At 54.7% G+C, this 17279-nt stretch carries 15 protein-coding genes and 2 tRNA genes; 14 read left to right on the top strand and 3 right to left on the bottom strand.

The genetic code is table 11. The annotated features are described in order from the left end of the window. Window positions 1–32: 32 nt before the first annotated feature. Window positions 33–917: an NAD(+) kinase gene (gene nadK, locus B6S09_RS00580; protein WP_094276558.1), complete on the bottom strand. Its 885-nt coding sequence runs from the start codon at window positions 915–917 to the stop codon at window positions 33–35. Between the two features lie 172 nt (window positions 918–1089). On the opposite strand from nadK, the gene grpE reads away from it, so the two are divergent. The 4 genes from grpE (at window position 1090) to greA (ending at window position 5570) form a co-directional block, all read left to right on the top strand. Then, window positions 1090–1698 carry a nucleotide exchange factor GrpE gene (gene grpE / locus B6S09_RS00575; RefSeq protein WP_094276557.1) on the top strand — a complete coding sequence of 203 codons (609 nt, stop codon included), beginning with the start codon at window positions 1090–1092 and terminating at the stop codon, window positions 1696–1698. A gap of 126 nt (window positions 1699–1824) precedes the next feature. Continuing rightward, complete coding sequence (gene dnaK / locus B6S09_RS00570) at window positions 1825–3753, top strand: molecular chaperone DnaK (protein ID WP_094276556.1); 1929 nt, start codon at window positions 1825–1827, stop codon at window positions 3751–3753. An 87-nt stretch (window positions 3754–3840) separates the two neighbouring features. Further along, window positions 3841–4971, top strand: a complete 1131-nt coding sequence (gene dnaJ / locus B6S09_RS00565; protein WP_094276555.1) for a molecular chaperone DnaJ — start codon at window positions 3841–3843, stop codon at window positions 4969–4971. A gap of 122 nt (window positions 4972–5093) precedes the next feature. Next, complete coding sequence (gene greA, locus B6S09_RS00560) at window positions 5094–5570, top strand: transcription elongation factor GreA (RefSeq protein ID WP_094276554.1); 477 nt, start codon at window positions 5094–5096, stop codon at window positions 5568–5570. A 1-nt stretch (window position 5571) separates the two neighbouring features. Here greA and B6S09_RS00555 read toward each other — a convergent pair whose 3' ends face one another. Together B6S09_RS00555 and yhbY are read right to left on the bottom strand one after the other, a co-directional pair. Then, a complete protein-coding gene (locus B6S09_RS00555; protein ID WP_094276553.1) occupies window positions 5572–6189 on the bottom strand; it encodes a PilZ domain-containing protein in 618 nt (205 codons plus the stop codon). Window positions 6190–6307: 118 nt separating this feature from the next. Next, window positions 6308–6604, bottom strand: a complete 297-nt coding sequence (gene yhbY, locus B6S09_RS00550) for a ribosome assembly RNA-binding protein YhbY (protein WP_094276552.1) — start codon at window positions 6602–6604, stop codon at window positions 6308–6310. An 85-nt stretch (window positions 6605–6689) separates the two neighbouring features. Here yhbY and rlmE point away from each other — a divergent pair, with 85 nt between their 5' ends. The 10 genes from rlmE (at window position 6690) to infB (ending at window position 17276) form a co-directional block, all read left to right on the top strand. Next, complete coding sequence (gene rlmE, locus B6S09_RS00545; RefSeq protein WP_094276551.1) at window positions 6690–7319, top strand: 23S rRNA (uridine(2552)-2'-O)-methyltransferase RlmE; 630 nt, start codon at window positions 6690–6692, stop codon at window positions 7317–7319. Window positions 7320–7363: 44 nt separating this feature from the next. After that, complete coding sequence (gene ftsH, locus B6S09_RS00540) at window positions 7364–9310, top strand: ATP-dependent zinc metalloprotease FtsH (protein WP_094276550.1); 1947 nt, start codon at window positions 7364–7366, stop codon at window positions 9308–9310. A 64-nt stretch (window positions 9311–9374) separates the two neighbouring features. Next, window positions 9375–10217 carry a dihydropteroate synthase gene (folP, locus tag B6S09_RS00535; protein ID WP_094276549.1) on the top strand — a complete coding sequence of 281 codons (843 nt, stop codon included), beginning with the start codon at window positions 9375–9377 and terminating at the stop codon, window positions 10215–10217. Next, window positions 10214–11548 (top strand): phosphoglucosamine mutase, encoded by a 1335-nt coding sequence (gene glmM, locus B6S09_RS00530; protein ID WP_094276548.1) that lies wholly within the window; start codon window positions 10214–10216, stop codon window positions 11546–11548. The genes folP and glmM overlap by 4 nt, the downstream gene beginning before the upstream one ends. Window positions 11549–11826: 278 nt before the next feature. Then, entirely contained in the window at window positions 11827–12162 is a 336-nt protein-coding gene (secG, locus tag B6S09_RS00525; protein WP_094276547.1) for a preprotein translocase subunit SecG, read from the top strand. An 8-nt stretch (window positions 12163–12170) separates the two neighbouring features. After that, window positions 12171–12257, top strand: a tRNA-Leu gene (locus B6S09_RS00520). Between the two features lie 58 nt (window positions 12258–12315). Next, window positions 12316–12392: transfer RNA gene (locus B6S09_RS00515), tRNA-Met, on the top strand. Window positions 12393–12572: 180 nt separating this feature from the next. Then, window positions 12573–13031 (top strand): ribosome maturation factor RimP, encoded by a 459-nt coding sequence (rimP, locus tag B6S09_RS00510; protein ID WP_094276546.1) that lies wholly within the window; start codon window positions 12573–12575, stop codon window positions 13029–13031. A 14-nt stretch (window positions 13032–13045) separates the two neighbouring features. After that, window positions 13046–14548: a transcription termination factor NusA gene (nusA, locus tag B6S09_RS00505; RefSeq protein ID WP_094276545.1), complete on the top strand. Its 1503-nt coding sequence runs from the start codon at window positions 13046–13048 to the stop codon at window positions 14546–14548. A gap of 19 nt (window positions 14549–14567) precedes the next feature. Continuing rightward, on the top strand, window positions 14568–17276 hold the full coding sequence (gene infB / locus B6S09_RS00500) for a translation initiation factor IF-2 (RefSeq protein ID WP_094276544.1): 2709 nt from the start codon (window positions 14568–14570) through the stop codon (window positions 17274–17276). The last annotated feature ends 3 nt before the right edge of the window (window positions 17277–17279 follow it).

The raw sequence follows: 17279 nt of genomic DNA, 5'->3' as shown, positions 1-17279 counted from the left end.
TACAGTATACTGTATTTTTATACAGTTCAAGCTCAGAACAGCTTGCTGCCCCAGCCCAGTTTACTGCGCAGCACTTCAAAATAGCTGTGACCCCGGGGGTGCAGCAGTTTCAGCCGGTGCGGGCTCTTGTTAATGTGAATTTCATCCCCAGGCTGGACGGCCAGTGAGACATGACCGTCACAACTAATCAGCATATGTTCGCTCTTGTTCGCGGGCGAAAGCACCATTTTTATCTGGGCGTCGGCATCGATCACGATGGGCCGGCAGCTGAGGGTATGGGGAAACATGGGCACCAGGGTAATGGCGTTAAGGTTGGGCGTTAAAATGGGCCCCCCGGCAGAGAGAGAGTAGGCGGTGGAGCCGGTGGGCGTGGCAACAATCATGCCGTCGGCGCGCTGGCTGTACATAAAATGGCCGTTGATATAGACCTCAAACTCAATCATGTGGGCAATTTTGCCCGGGTGCAATACCGCCTCATTCATGGCGGTATTGCTGGCTTTTAGCTGACCATGGCGGTGTACCTGCGCCTCCAGCAAAAAGCGGTGTTCGGTCTGGTAATCGCCGGTCAGCAGGCGCTCAAGGGGCTGTTCAAAACTGTCAGGGGAGAGGTCGGTAAGAAATCCCAGATTACCCCTGTTAACCCCCACTACCGCCACATCAAACCGCGACAACACCCGTGCCGAGCCCAGCATATTGCCGTCGCCGCCGACAACGATGGCCAGGTCGGCGCGCTCACCCAGCTCGACCATTTCCAGCAATTCGGCACCTTCCAGCCCCAGCTGCTCCCCCACCCGGCGCTCAATCACTACATTAAGGCCGAGTTTGCACAGGTAGCGATATAAAGCCACCAGCGTCTGGTTGGCCCCCTTGTGATCCGGCTTGCCGATGAGGGCAATGGTGTTGAAATCGGTTTCCATCAATGGCGTTCCTGCTGAACGTGTTGTCCGTAAACATGAATAATCGTCATTTTAATCAGAGTGTTGTTCAAGCGCTACAGTGAGCCTCGTAAGTCTGTGCTGTTTTGCCCTTGAAAAGCATACCGTCACCCCCATATAGGCTGCAGGTTAACTGATACTTACGGGAGACAAGATGAGCAGCAAGCAGAATCAGGTTGATACGGAGCAGGCTACCGAGCAGGAGCTGCAGGCAGAACAGCATGCCGCCGGAGAAGCCCAGGGACAGGAAACCATTCAGCCTGACGCGGCTTATGTCGCCGAACTGGAACAGAAACTGGCAGACGCTGAAGACAAAGCCAAAACGGAAAAGGACAGCGCGTTGCGTGCCGTCGCGGAAATGGAAAACATTCGCCGCCGTGCCGCTCAAGATGTGGAAAAGGCGCAGAAATTTGCTCTGGAAAAGTTTGTGGGCGAGCTGCTGCCGGTCATCGACAGCCTGGAACGGGCAATTGAGCACACCAGTGATGAAAGCGATGCTTTTCAGGCGGTCCATGAAGGCGTGGAGCTGACCCTGAAATCCCTGCTGAGCGCGGTGGAGAAATTCGGTGTTGCGCCAATTGATCCCAAGGGTCAGCCCTTCGACCCTAATAAACATCAGGCCATGAGTATGGTGGAAAGTGCGGAAGTTGCTCCCAATGCGGTACTGGCCGTGATGATGAAAGGCTATGAGCTTAATGGCCGGGTACTGCGCCCTGCCATGGTGATGGTTGCCAAGGGGCCGGCGATCGATACCCAGGCCTGAACTGGCAAAATTCAGCAAAAAAATGTGACTGCCGTCTTGAAAGACTCTGCTGTCAGCCACATATAGACGTTAACGCGAAATATCTAAACGTTTGTTACCGAATTAGTAATATCAAGAGAGGATTCTATGGGTAAAATCATCGGCATCGATCTGGGTACCACCAACTCCTGCGTTGCGATCCTGGACGGGGATACGCCTCGGGTCATTGAAAACGCCGAGGGTGCCCGCACCACTCCCTCCATCATTGCTTACACCGATGATGGCGAAACCCTGGTAGGTCAGCCCGCCAAGCGTCAGGCGGTGACCAACCCTAAAAACACCCTGTTTGCCATCAAGCGTCTGATCGGCCGCCGTTTTGAAGACGAAGAAGTACAGCGTGATATCAAAATCATGCCCTTCAACATTGTAAATGCCGATAACGGTGATGCCTGGGTTGAAGCCAAAGATAAAAAAATGGCACCGCCGCAGGTTTCTGCCGAAGTGCTGAAAAAAATGAAGAAAACGGCCGAAGATTACCTCGGTGAGGCCGTGACCGAAGCGGTTATTACCGTTCCGGCCTACTTCAACGACGCTCAGCGGCAGGCCACCAAAGACGCCGGTCGTATTGCCGGTCTGGATGTAAAACGCATCATCAACGAGCCGACCGCTGCAGCGTTTGCTTATGGTGTGAACAAGTCCAAGGGTGACCGCAAGGTGGCCGTATACGATCTCGGCGGTGGTACTTTTGATATTTCCATCATCGAAATCGATGACATGGACGGTGAAAAGACTTTTGAAGTACTGGCCACCAATGGTGACACCCACTTGGGTGGTGAAGACTTCGATAACCGCCTGATCAACTATCTGGTGGAAGAGTTCAAGCGTGAGCAGGGCTTTGATCTGCGCAACGACATGCTGGCACTGCAGCGCCTGAAAGAAGCGGCTGAAAAAGCTAAATGTGAGCTGTCTTCCGCTCAGCAGACCGAAGTGAACCTGCCGTACATCACGGCTGACGCCAGCGGTCCCAAGCACCTGAATATCAAGGTGACCCGTGCCAAGCTGGAGTCTCTGGTAGAAGATATGGTCAAGAAGTCGCTGGATCCGGTGCGCACTGCGCTGCAGGATGCTGGTCTGTCCGTATCTGATATCGACGACGTGATCCTGGTGGGCGGTCAGACTCGGATGCCGCTGGTGCAGAAAGCGGTAAGTGACTTTTTCGGCAAAGAGCCGCGTAAAGACGTGAACCCCGATGAAGCTGTGGCCGTGGGTGCTGCCATCCAGGGTGCCGTATTGTCCGGTGACAAGACAGACGTGCTGCTGCTCGACGTGACCCCGCTGTCTCTGGGTATCGAAACTATGGGCGGCGTGATGACTGCGCTGATTGAGAAGAACACCACTATTCCGACCAAAAAGTCCCAGGTGTTCTCCACTGCCGACGATAACCAGTCTGCTGTGACCATTCACGTTATCCAGGGTGAGCGCAAGCGTGCTGCTGATAACAAGTCACTGGGCCAGTTTAACCTGGAAGGTATTCGTCCGGCACCGCGCGGTCTACCGCAGATTGAAGTGACCTTCGACATTGACGCTGACGGTATCCTGCATGTGTCCGCCAAAGACAAGGACACCGGCAAGGAGCAGAAGATCACCATTCAGGCTTCCTCTGGTCTGAGCGAGGAAGAGATCGAGGCCATGGTGCGTGCCGCCGAGGCCAATGCTGCCGATGACAAGAAGTTCGAAGAACTGGTCGCAGCCCGCAACCAGGCTGACGGTCTGGCTCACGCCACCCGTAAGCAGCTGGAAGAGGCCGGTGACGCTCTGGCAGCTGACGACAAGAGCGCCATTGAATCCGCCTTGAGCGAGCTGGAAACAGCCGTTCGTGGTGAAGACAAGGCCGAGATCGAAGCCAAGCAGCAGGCGCTGCTGGAAGCGTCTCAAAAGCTGATGGAAGCCGCCCAGGCCCAAGCTCAGGCGCAGGCCCAGTCTCAGGACGCGGGTGCCCAGGATGCCGGTAGCAAGAAAGCTGACGATGATGTTGTGGATGCCGAGTTCGAAGAAGTCAAAGACGACAAGAAGTAAGGCAACCCCGGCGCACAGACGCTGACAGTGCGGGCGTTGGGATTCCAACGCCCGCTTTGTGTTAATCAGCAGGTAAACACGTAAGCTATGTCGAAACGAGATTATTATGAAGTGCTTGGCGTCTCCAAGGGAGCCGATGAGCGCGAAATCAAGAAAGCCTACAAGCGAATGGCGATGAAGTATCATCCCGATCGCAACAAAGATGATGCCGATGCGGCCGATAAGTTCAAGGAAGCCACTGAAGCTTATGAAGTCTTGACCGATGCCCAGAAACGGGCCGCCTATGATCAATTTGGCCACGATGCAGTCAACGGTCAGCAGGGCCATGGCGGGTTTGGTGGCGGTGCCGACTTTGGTGATATTTTCGGTGACGTTTTCGGCGACATCTTTGGCGGTGGCCGTGGCCGGCAGCAACGCGCTGCCCGCGGGTCTGATCTGCGCTACAACATGGAGCTGACCCTGGAAGAAGCGGTCAGGGGCGTGACCAAAGAGATCAAGGTACCCACACTGGTCGGTTGCGATGTGTGTGACGGCAGCGGGGCCAAACCGGGCACCCAGGCCAAAACCTGTCCCACCTGCCATGGTCATGGCCAGGTGCAGATGCGCCAGGGCTTTTTCACTGTGCAGCAACCGTGCCCGCATTGTCGTGGCAAGGGCAAGGTGATCAGTGACCCTTGTAACAAGTGTCACGGTGAAGGGCGTTATCAGAAAACCAAGACCCTGTCGGTTAAAATTCCGGCCGGTGTCGATACCGGCGATCGTATTCGTTTGTCCGGTGAAGGGGAGGCGGGTGAAGCCGGCGCTCCGGCCGGGGATCTCTATGTGCAGATGCATGTACGGGATCACGACATTTTTGTGCGTGATGGCAACAACCTCTTTTGCGAGGTGCCCATCAGCTACACGGCTGCCGCGCTGGGCGGTGAGGTGGAGGTGCCAACCCTGGATGGCCGGGTTAAACTGAAAATCCCTGCCGAAACCCAGACCGGTCGTATGTTCCGTCTTAAGGGCAAAGGTGTACGCTCGGCCCGTAATGGCCAGCTGGGTGATCTGGTGTGCAAGGTTTACATTGAAACGCCGGTAAACCTGACCGAAGAGCAAAAAGAGTTGCTGCGCCAGCTGGAAGATTCCTGTGGCGGTTTGGCGGCCAAGAAGCACAGACCCAAGTCGGAAGGTTTCTTTGACGGGGTAAAGCGTTTCTTTGACGATTTGACCCGCTGAGTCCGCTGTATTAGGGTGGATAGTTGACCACCGGCTTGCAGCCGCAAAAAATAAGCGATTTGAGCCCTGTTTCGGCAGGGCTCTTGTTATTTCTGTAGTTTGAAAGGAACCGGGTTTCCATTATGACACAAACACCAATGACCATTCGTGGTGCGCAAAAACTGCGTGAAGAGCTGGATCACCTCAAGTCCGTGCGTCGTCCGGAGATTATTGAAGCCATTGCCGATGCCCGTGAGCACGGCGATCTGAAAGAAAATGCCGAGTACCATGCTGCCCGTGAGCAGCAGGGGTTCTGTGAAGGCCGGATCCAGGAGATTGAGGCCAAGCTGTCTAATGCTCAGGTTATTGATGTCACCCGCATGCCTAAAAATGGCAAGGTGATTTTCGGTGCGACCGTGACCCTGTTCCGGGTTGATGATGAGCAGGAAATTACCTACCGTATCGTGGGTGATGATGAGTCCGACATCAGAGCCAACCTCATTTCGGTAAACTCGCCGATTGCCCGCGGCCTGATCGGTAAGGAAGAAGACGATGTGGCGGTGATCAAAACCCCCTCCGGCGATGTGGAATATGAGATCATGAAGATCGAATATCTCTGATTTACTCAGAAGCCGCTCCGTCAGGGCGGCTTCTTTGTTTTACCCACTTATCCATAAATCCTTTAAACACAAACTCCGATAATGCCAGGCGTTCGGTCATGGCCAGATGGTAACTGACCGATGTCAGCCAAAACTGGTTTCCCTTGTGCTGCCGGACCAATTCTATATCCAGGGGTATTTTCTGTTTCTGGTCCAGTTTAAGTAGTACCTGCCGTTTTTGTTTGTTGGTAAACAGACAGCGCCGTGACAGTAATCTCATGCCATTTACTGATAAATCCTGAATATCAGCGGCGACCGTCTTGCCATTACGATATGTCAGGGTTAACCCTTGGGGGGAAGGCAGCCGCCAGGCCCGGGGGTGATGGCCGTCTGATAATATTTGCGGTGTTGTCAGGCGAGCCCCGTCCGCATCAGCAGGCAGTACGCCAGCCTGTACCGGAAAATGCAGCACAGTGTCATGCAGATCGACCCTCAGCTCAAGAGAGCAAGCCTGGGTCAGTAGCGCATGCAGGGCTGCATCCATGGTAATGGCGAGGGTTGCTTCCGGTGAGCTGCACTGCTCCCGAAAAAGTCCGGCCAGCATGGCCATTTCATCATCATCAAGATATTTATCGGACATGGCACGGATACCTGGACTACACCCTTAAAGCGTAGGCGTATCGGCGGTCGTTTATGAAGAAGGTAGTGCGGATTAAAGGCAGGTGAAGTCCGGGCGGACCTCACCTTAACGAGGCGGCTCAGCCCCGGGGCAGAATGATTTTACGCTGCTCGCTCTGGCGATAAATGGTCAGCATATGACCAATGGTCTGCACCTTGATGGCACCAGACTCACGTATAATCGCATCCATGATCAGTTTTTTAACGTCCCTGTCTTCGGCGGCGACCTTTACCTTGATCAGTTCGTGATGGTTCAGGGCCAGGTCAATTTCGGCCAGAACGCCTTCGGTCAGGCCATGCTGGCCGAGCAACACCACCGGCTTCAGGCTGTGGGCCAGTCCTTTCAGGTATTGTCTTTGCTTATTGTTCAGGGTCATTGCAAAATGCTTCGGTTAATCAGGTTGAAAGGGGGCTATTCTACCCCCATCTAGACACTAATAGTAATAGCAGAGCGACAAATTAATGGGCAAAAAGAAACGTTCAGCCAGTTCCACCCGCTGGCTGAAAGAGCATTTTGACGACAAATATGTACAACAGGCACAAAAAAAGGGCCTGCGCTCGCGTGCTGTGTTCAAGCTGGAAGAGCTGCAAGGACGTGACCGGCTGCTGCGTTCCGGCATGACAGTGGTGGACCTGGGGGCCGCACCCGGTGGCTGGAGCCAGTATGCTACTGAACAGGTAGGACAGGACGGTAAAGTGATCGCCTGCGATATTCTGCCGATGGATCCCATTGCCGGTGTGGATTTTCTGCAGGGCGATTTTCGTGAAGAAGCAGTGCTGAATGCCTTGCTTGAGCGGGTTGGGGACGATAAGGTCGACGTATTGTTATCGGACATGGCGCCGAACATGAGCGGCACCCCGGAAGTGGACCAGCCCAGAGCCATGTATCTGGTAGAACTGGCGCTGGATATGTGCCGTGAAGTACTGGCACCCAAAGGCAGCTTTGTGGTGAAAGTATTTCAGGGGGCCGGATTTGATGAATTTCTCGGCGAAGTACGCCGGTCTTTTGCTACGGTCAAGGTAAGGAAACCTGACTCTTCACGCCCCCGATCCCGTGAAGTCTACATTGTGGCTACAGGTTTTAAACTGTAGTACTCTATTTCTGTCATAAACTGTCAGCCGGTGAGGTTAGTAATTTGAGTGACATGGCGAAAAATTTGATCCTGTGGTTGGTCATTGCCGTGGTGTTGATGTCCGTATTTCAGAGCTTCAGCCCAGGTGAGCCGTCTGGCCGCCAGACGGATTATTCCACTTTTGTTCAGGAAGTGGCTCAGGGCCAGATCCGTGAAGTACGTATGGATGGGCAGACCATCAACGGTGTCAAGCGCAGTGGTGACCGGTTTACCACCATTATGCCGTCTGAAGACCCTCAGCTGCTGAACGACCTGCTCAATAATAATGTGCGGGTAGTCGGTGAAAAGCCGGAAGAGCCGAGCCTGCTGACGTCCATCTTTATCTCCTGGTTCCCCATGCTGCTGCTGATTGGCGTTTGGGTATTCTTTATGCGCCAGATGCAAGGTGGTGGTGGCAAGGGTGCCATGACCTTTGGCAAGAGCAAGGCACGCTTGCTGGGTGAAGACCAGGTGAAAACCACCTTTGCCGATGTGGCCGGCTGTGATGAAGCCAAAGAAGACGTCAAGGAGCTGGTGGATTACCTGCGGGATCCCAGCCGTTTCCAGAAGCTGGGTGGCCGTATTCCTACCGGTATCTTGCTGGTGGGTCCGCCCGGTACCGGTAAAACACTGCTGGCGAAGGCCATTGCCGGTGAAGCCAAGGTGCCTTTCTTTACCATTTCCGGTTCTGATTTTGTCGAAATGTTTGTGGGTGTAGGTGCCTCACGGGTACGTGACATGTTTGAACAGGCTAAAAAGTCTGCTCCCTGCATTATCTTTATTGATGAAATTGATGCCGTGGGTCGCCAGCGTGGTGCCGGCCTGGGTGGTGGTCACGACGAACGTGAACAGACCCTGAACCAGATGCTGGTTGAGATGGATGGCTTTGAAGGTAATGAAGGCGTCATCGTCATCGCTGCAACTAACCGTCCTGATGTACTCGATCCTGCGCTACTGCGTCCGGGCCGTTTCGATCGTCAGGTGGTGGTTGGTCTGCCCGATGTGCGCGGTCGTGAACAGATCCTCAAAGTACATATGCGTCGAGTCCCCCTGGGTGATGATGTTGAGCCCTCACTGATTGCCCGTGGTACGCCCGGCTTCAGCGGTGCCGATCTGGCGAACCTGGTGAACGAAGCAGCCCTGTTTGCCGCCCGGAGTGGTCGTCGTCTGGTGTCGATGGAAGAGTTCGAAAAGGCCAAGGATAAGATCATGATGGGGGCAGAGCGCCGCTCCATGGTAATGTCTGAATCCGAAAAGGAAATGACCGCTTACCACGAAGCCGGTCACGCCATTGTAGGCCGTGTGGTACCTGAGCATGACCCTGTGTACAAGGTATCGATCATCCCCCGCGGTCGTGCGCTGGGTGTGACTATGTACCTGCCGGAACAGGACCGCTTCAGCTACAGTAAACAGCACCTGGAGTCGATGATCTCCAGTCTGTATGGCGGTCGTCTGGCGGAAGAAATCATTTACGGTTTCGACAAGGTCACCACGGGTGCCTCCAATGATATCGAACGGGCTACCGAGATTGCTCACAAGATGGTGACTCAGTGGGGGCTGTCCGAAAAAATGGGTCCGCTGCTGTATGCCGAAGAAGAAGGCGAGGTGTTCCTCGGCCGGACTGCTGCCAAGAGCAAGCATATGTCTGACGAGACTGCCAAGCTGATCGACGCTGAAGTGAAAGAGGTGATTGAGCGTAACTTCAATCGGGCAAAAGAAATCCTGCATGACAACATTGATATTCTGCATGCAATGAAAGATGCCCTGATGAAGTACGAGACCATCGACGCTCGCCAGATCGATGATCTGATGGCTCGCCGTGATGTACGTCCACCAGCCGACTGGAAAGACGAGCATGGTAATAAGCCTCAGGGTCCGGCAGCTGGCACCGGCGACAAACAGGAAGAGAGCGATGACCAAAAAGTGTCGTCTCCCGATCTGAATAAGCCCGGTGATGCCACCAGCAATTAAGTTTTTATGATAAATTAAGCCCCGGCCATGCTTGCCGGGGCTTTTTGTTTTCAGGACAGTTTTTATGTTGTTATCTTCTTCATCCCGAACGCTGGATCTTTCTTCACCTCAGGTGATGGGCGTACTCAATATTACCCCTGATTCTTTCTCCGACGGCGGTCGTTATCACAGCCAGGACGCTGCGCTGCGTCATGCTCTGCAAATGGTAGCCGATGGTGCCACCATGATTGATGTGGGCGGGGAATCGACCCGCCCCGGTGCCGATGAGGTCGCCGTACAGCAAGAGCTGGAGAGGGTGGTACCGGTAGTGGAGCGCTTGCGTTCCGAGCTGGACTGCTGGATTTCGGTGGATACCAGCAAAGCGGCGGTGATGACTGAGGCGGTAGCGGCTGGCGCCGATCTTATTAACGACATTCGTGCCTTGCGTGAGCCCGGCGCTGTGGAAGCCGCCGCTGCCAGTGGTGCCGCCATTTGTCTGATGCATATGCAAGGCCAGCCCCGCACCATGCAGCAGGCACCGGACTATGATGATGTTATCCGGGATGTCGGCGTTTTTCTTGAACAGCGACTGGCCGTCTGTGAATCGGCAGGCATTCCCCGTGTTCGGATCTGTCTGGACCCCGGTTACGGCTTTGGTAAGTCGCTGGAGCATAACTATGAGCTATTGGGCAGAGTCGGGGAGCTGCACCGGCTGGGATTACCGCTGCTGGCGGGTATGTCCCGGAAATCGATGCTGGGTCAGTTACTGAACCGCGAGGTGGACGAGCGCCTTGCCGCGACACTCTCGGCCCATTTGTTTGCAGTGGCGCAGGGAGTACAGATTGTGCGGGTGCATGACGTTAAAGAAATGGTTGATGCGCTTCGCGTATGGCGAAAGGCAGCACACTATCAGGAACCGAATTCATGAGCAGAAAATATTTTGGCACCGATGGTATCCGTGGCCGGGTCGGAGCCTACCCTATCACGCCTGACTTTGTTATGAAGCTGGGCTGGGCCGCCGGCAAGGTGCTGTCACAAACTGGCACTAAAAAAGTACTGATTGGTAAAGATACCCGTATTTCCGGCTATATGCTGGAGTCTGCACTGGAAGCAGGTTTGTCTGCCGCCGGTCTGCAGGCCGCTTTGCTGGGGCCCATGCCGACGCCGGCCATCGCTTATCTGACCCGTACTTTCAGGGCTGAAGCCGGTATTGTGATCAGTGCCTCTCATAATCCTTATTACGATAACGGCATCAAGTTCTTCTCTCACGACGGCACCAAGTTGCCCGATGAGGTTGAGCTGGCGATTGAAGCCATGCTCGATCAGCCCATGGACTGTGTGTCTTCAGACCAACTGGGCAAGGCCAGCCGCATTAACGATGCTGCCGGCCGTTACATTGAATTCTGTAAAAGTACGTTTCCGTCCGGCCTCCATCTGGATGGTCTGACCATCGTACTGGACTGTGCCCATGGCGCGACCTATCACATTGCGCCAGCGGTATTTGAAGAGCTCGGGGCCCGGGTTATTCGTACCGGTGTTCAGCCCAATGGCCTGAATATCAATGACCAGGTTGGCTCTACTGCGCCGGCAGCCTTGCAGGCAGCCGTACTGGAGCACGGTGCTGATCTGGGCATTGCCTTTGATGGTGACGGTGACCGGCTGGCCATGGTGGATCATACCGGGGCACTGCTGGATGGCGATGAAGTGCTGTATATTATTGCCCGGGATGCACAACGCCGGGGTAAGCTGCAGGGCGGGGTAGCCGGCACCCTGATGACCAACATGGCGCTGGAACTGGCCCTGGCCGAGCTGGATATTCCTTTCAGGCGGGCAAATGTGGGTGACCGCTATGTTATGGAACTGCTGAAAGAGCAGGGCTGGAAGCTGGGCGGCGAAAACTCCGGCCATATCATCAGCCTGGATCATAACAGCACGGGTGATGGTATTGTGGCTGCATTGCAGGTACTGCGAGCGCTGCGGAATGAGGGGGGCACACTGGCACAATTGCGCAGCGGTCTGGCTCTGTTCCCGCAGGTGCTGGTTAATGTACGTTTTGCCGCCGGCACCGATCCTCTGGCCGATGAGGAAATACAGCATCGGGTATCGGTCGCGGAGGCTGAACTGGCTGGTAACGGCCGGGTATTGCTGAGGAAGTCAGGTACCGAACCTCTTATCCGGGTCATGGTAGAAGGGGCGGATGAGTTGCAGGTTCGTCGCCTGGCCGAGCATATCGCCGAAGCTGTAAACTGTCACCTTTAAGCGATCAGCTGCCCGGTGAGGTTTTTAAACCTGTATACGGATTATGAATATCAGTTGCCCGTATGCACCTTAAATACAACACCGGATTGCTTACCGCTGATATCTTACGGTTTAAAGCAAAGGAAAACGGTTGTCGAATCATCGCTTTGCTTTCTTTTTATGCAGTTGGATGATTTTTTTTAAATTGCGCTTGTATCCGGATGGGGGTGTCGCTAGTATTAGCCCCGCTCCCAAGGGCAGCCTGCCAAGGGAAGCGAGCGCCAACCAAAGGTAGCAAAATGTACGAGATTCTTTTGGTGGTGTACCTGCTTATCTCACTGGCTCTGATTGGCCTGGTGCTGATACAGCAAGGAAAGGGCGCTGATATGGGCGCTTCTTTCGGAGCGGGTGCATCCAATACAGTATTTGGATCCAGCGGTTCAGGAAACTTCCTGACCAAAACGACCACACTTCTGGCAGCTGGGTTTTTTGTGGTCAGCCTGGTGCTTGGTAATCTTTCTACCAACAGCACCAAGCAAGGCAGTGAGTGGGAAGACCTGTCGGCTCCCGAAGTGATTGAAGCTCCTGCTCAGGGTGATGTTCCCGTTAGTAACGGAAACGACGTGCCCAACTAAAGTTTTATGCCGAGGTGGTGGAATTGGTAGACACGCTATCTTGAGGGGGTAGTGCCCGTATGGGCGTGCGGGTTCAAGTCCCGCTCTCGGCACCAATTTATAGATAAGTTGAGAAATACGCTCAATTTTACTATAATCTCGCACGATTTCGGACGCGGGGTGGAGCAGCCTGGTAGCTCGTCGGGCTCATAACCCGAAGGTCGTCGGTTCAAATCCGGCCCCCGCAACCAATTTCACGTTCATTGTCTGCTCACAATGAATGGTCGCTGCGAGGCGACAATCAGGGTCCAGGTGAATAGCCCCGATTTGAAAATCGGGGCTTTTTGTTATCTGTATTCTGGCATTGGCAGGATCAATGCATTACTAAACTGGGCTGCGAGCCCTTTTTTTGTTTTTGAAGGGGGGTAGCTTTGGCTACATTGGAACAACGATTAACCGATATGCTCAGCGAGCCGGTGGCAGCGCTGGGCTTTGAGCTGCTTGGGCTTGAGTATGTCCGTGCCGGCCGTCATTCGACCCTGCGCCTGTACATCGACAGCGAAAATGGCATTGATGTGAATGACTGCGCCGAGGTCAGCCGGCAGGTCAGCGCTGTGCTGGATGTGGAAGATCCCATTTCCACCGAGTATGATCTGGAAGTCTCTTCCCCGGGGCTCGCACGACCTTTATTCAAACCGGCCCATTATCAGGCCATTATCGGCCAAGAGGCCGAGCTGGCACTGCGAATGGCTGTGAATAATCGCCGCAAACTCAAGGGCATAGTGGTGTCGGCCGACGACACTATGGTCCGGCTCGAGGTGAATGGTCAGGAGTTTCCCGTGGCCTACGCCAACATTCAAAAAGCAAATCTGGTTCCGAATTTTGACTGACGAGGCCATCGGACATGAATAAAGAAATATTGCTGGTTGTAGACGCCGTTTCCAACGAAAAGGCGGTGCCTCGCGAAAAAATTTTTGAGGCGCTGGAAACCGCGCTGGCCACGGCCACCAAGAAAAAGTATGAAGGCGACATCGATGTACGCGTTGCCATCGACCGCAAGAGCGGTGATTTCGATACCTTCCGTCGCTGGCAGGTAGTGGAAGATCAGGAATCCCTGACTAATCCGTACCGGGAAATTACCCTGGAAGCGGCTCAGATTGATGAGCCTGAAATTGAAGTGGGCGGTTATGTTGAAGACCAGATTGAATCTGTTGTCTTTGACCGTATCACGACTCAGACTGCCAAACAGGTGATCGTACAGAAGGTACGTGAAGCCGAGCGTATGCAGGTGGTAGAGCAGTTCCAGGATCAGGAAGGCGAGATCATCACCGGTGTGGTGAAAAAAGCCACCCGCGACAACGTTATTCTGGACTTGGGCAACAACGCCGAGGCGGTGATCTTCCGTGAAGATCTGTTGCCCCGCGAATCATTCCGTTCCGGTGACCGGGTACGGGGTCTGCTTTATGCCGTTCGCCCGGAAGCTCGTGGTGCTCAGCTGTTTGTCAGCCGTTCCAATCCGGAGTTCCTGAAAGAGCTGTTTCGCATTGAGGTGCCGGAAATCGGCGAAGAGATCATCGAAATTATGGCTGCCGCCCGTGACCCGGGCAGTCGCGCCAAGATTGCGGTGAAGACCAATGATCGCCGTATTGATCCCATCGGTGCCTGTGTGGGCATGCGTGGTGCCCGGGTGCAGGCTGTGTCCGGCGAACTCGGTGGTGAACGCGTGGATATCGTGCTGTGGGACGATAACCCTGCCCAGTTTGTGATCAATGCCATGGCCCCGGCCGATGTGGCCTCCATCATAGTGGACGAAGACGCCCACTCCATGGATATCGCGGTAGAAGCCGGCAACCTGGCTCAGGCCATCGGTCGTAATGGCCAGAACGTTCGTCTGGCATCCCAACTGACCGGTTGGGAACTGAACGTCATGACCGACGAAGATCTGCAGCAGAAACACCAGGCAGAAAATGACAAGACCATGAACCTGTTCGTGGAACACCTGGATATTGACGACGACTTTGCTGCTCTGCTGGTGGGTGAAGGTTTCTCCACGCTGGAAGAAATTGCCTATGTGCCGGTCAGTGAGCTGCTGAGTGTCGACGGTCTGGATGAAGATACGGTTGAAGAGCTGCGTAACCGGGCTAAAGATGCGCTGACCACCAAAGCGCTGGCTCAGGAAGAATCTTTTGAAGGGGTTGAACCGGCAGAAGACCTGCTGGCTCTGCCCGGAATGACCCGTGAACTGGCTTATCAGCTGGCCGGCCGCGGTGTTGGGAATCTGGAAGAACTGGCAGAACAGGGTATTGACGACCTTGAGGGCATTGACGGTCTGGACGAAGCCCAGGCGGGTGAACTCATTATGGCTGCCCGTAATATCTGCTGGTTCGGGGAACAGAACCAGGAATAAGATCATCGGAGGTAAATGAATGGCAGAAGTATCATTAACGCAACTTGCCAGTGACATCGACACGCCGGTTGATCGTCTGATCCAGCAGTTTCGTGAAGCGGGCATGGAGAAATCCGGCAATGACACCGTTTCTGAAACTGAAAAGGCTACCTTGCTTGCTCATCTTAAAAAGCAACATGGTGCTAATGACGATAAAGAACCCAAACGGATGACCTTGCAGCGCAAAACCATCAGTACCCTGAGTGTTCAGGGGGCTGGCGGCAAGAACAAGGCGGTACAGGTAGAAGTACGCAAGAAACGTACGTATGTCCGGCGTGATGCGCTCGAAGAGCAGCGTCGCGAAGAGGAAGAACAGGCGCGCCAGGAAGCCGAGGCTCAGGCGCGCCGTGAGGCCGAGGAACAGGCCCAACGAGAAGCAGCCGAAAAAGCCAAGCGTGAAGCCGAAGAAAAGGCCAAACGTGAAGCAGAAGAAAAAGCCAAGCGTGAAGCACAAGAAAAAGCTCGTCAGGCTCAGCTGCAGGCTCAGAAGAACACCGAGCAGGGGGCATCCCCCGAAAGCAAAGAGCAGAAAAAGGCGGACGACATGGCCAAGCGCGAAGAAGAAAAACTGAAGCAGCAGCGCGAAGAAGAAGCATTGCGCAAAGCCGAGCTGGAAGCCCAGCAAAAGGCAGAAGAAGTGCGCAAACTGGCGGAAGAAAATGAGAAACGCTGGGCAGAAGAAGCGGCCAGAAAGCCGGAAGATGCTGATTATCACGTGACCACTAACCAGCATGCCCGCGCCGCGGAAGATGAAGCCGACAAGAGCGAGGAGCAAAAGGCTCGTCGCACTGGTGGCAAGAAGCGCAAGGGTGGCAAGAGTAAGGAAGATCGTGAAAACCGCGAAAGCCGTACCGAACGTCAGCGTAAAGGCAAGCGTGCCAAAGTAATGACGCCCAAGTCGATGAAGCATGGCTTCCAGAAGCCGGCTCAGCCGGTTACCCGTGAAGTGGAAATCGGCGAAACCATTACCGTGGCTGAGCTGGCCAACCGTATGGCGGTAAAGGGTGCCGAAGTCATCAAAACCATGATGAAAATGGGTGCCATGGTGACCATCAACCAGGTGATCGACCAGGAAACCGCACAGCTGGTGGCCGAGGAGATGGGCCACAAGGTAGTACTGCGTCGTGAAAACGAGCTGGAAGAGCGCGTACTGTCTGATCGTGATACCGATGCCGAGCGCAAAACCCGTGCTCCTGTGGTGACCATCATGGGTCATGTAGACCATGGTAAGACCTCTACCCTGGACTACATTCGTCGTACCAAGGTTGCGTCTGGCGAAGCGGGTGGCATTACCCAGCACATCGGTGCCTACCACGTAGAAACCGACAACGGCATGATCACGTTCCTGGATACTCCGGGTCACGCCGCCTTTACCTCCATGCGGGCCCGTGGTGCCAAAGCCACCGATATCGTGATACTGGTGGTGGCTGCCGACGACGGTGTGATGCCGCAGACCATTGAGGCTATCCAGCACGCCAAAGCGGCGGAAGTCCCGCTGATCGTGGCAGTGAACAAGATGGATAAACCGGAAGCCGATCCGGACCGGGTAAAAAATGAGCTGTCACAGCACGGTGTCATGTCGGAAGAGTGGGGCGGTGAGAACATGTTCGTTCACATTTCCGCCAAGGCCGGTACCGGTATCGATGAACTGCTGGAAGCCATTCTGCTGCAGGCTGAAGTACTGGAGCTGACCGCGGTATACGATGCCATGGCGTCTGGTGTGGTGATTGAATCCCGTCTCGATAAGGGCCGTGGCCCGGTGGCGACCGTGCTGGTACAGGACGGTACCCTGAATCAGGGTGATATCGTGCTGTGTGGCCTGGAATACGGCCGGGTACGTGCCATGAAAGACGAACTGGGCCGTGAAGTGAAATCCGCTGGTCCGTCCATTCCGGTAGAAATTCTGGGCTTGTCCGGTGTACCGACTGCCGGTGATGAAGCCACCGTGGTGCGCGATGAGAAAAAAGCCCGGGAAGTGGCGCTGTACCGTCAGGGCAAATTCCGTGAAGTCAAGCTGGCTCGCCAGCAGAAGGCCAAGCTGGAAAACATGTTTGCCAACATGAGCGAAGGCGAAGTCGCGGAAGTAAACCTGGTACTGAAGGCGGACGTACAAGGCTCCATCGAAGCGATTTCCGACTCGCTGATGAAGCTGTCCACCGACGAAGTGAAGGTGAAAATTGTGGGCTCCGGCGTGGGTGGTATCACCGAGACCGACGCCAGCCTGGCGGCCGCGTCCAACGCCATCATTCTGGGCTTCAACGTGCGTGCCGACGCCTCTGCCCGCAAGATGATCGAAGCGGAAGAAATTGATCTGCGCTACTACAGTGTGATCTATGAGCTGCTGGACGAAGTGAAGCAGGCCATGACCGGCATGCTGGCACCCGAGTTCAAGCAGGAAATCATTGGTCTGGCGGAAGTGCGTGATGTATTCCGTTCACCCAAACTGGGTGCTATCGCCGGCTGTATGGTGACCGAGGGTATCGTCAAGCGCAGCAACCCGATCCGCGTGCTGCGTGATAACGTGGTTATTTACGAAGGCGAACTGGAGTCTCTGCGTCGCTTTAAAGATGATGTTCAGGAAGTGCGTAATGGCATGGAATGCGGCATCGGCGTGAAGAACTACAATGACGTGCGAGTCGGCGATCAGATTGAGGTATATCAGATTGTGGAAGTACAGCGTACCCTGTAAGGC

This window comes from Oceanimonas baumannii (genome assembly GCF_002245495.1).
GTDB classification, from domain to species: domain Bacteria; phylum Pseudomonadota; class Gammaproteobacteria; order Enterobacterales; family Aeromonadaceae; genus Oceanimonas; species Oceanimonas baumannii.
Note: the sequence above shows the minus strand (reverse complement) of the source record. Positions and strands in the feature narration are given on the sequence as shown.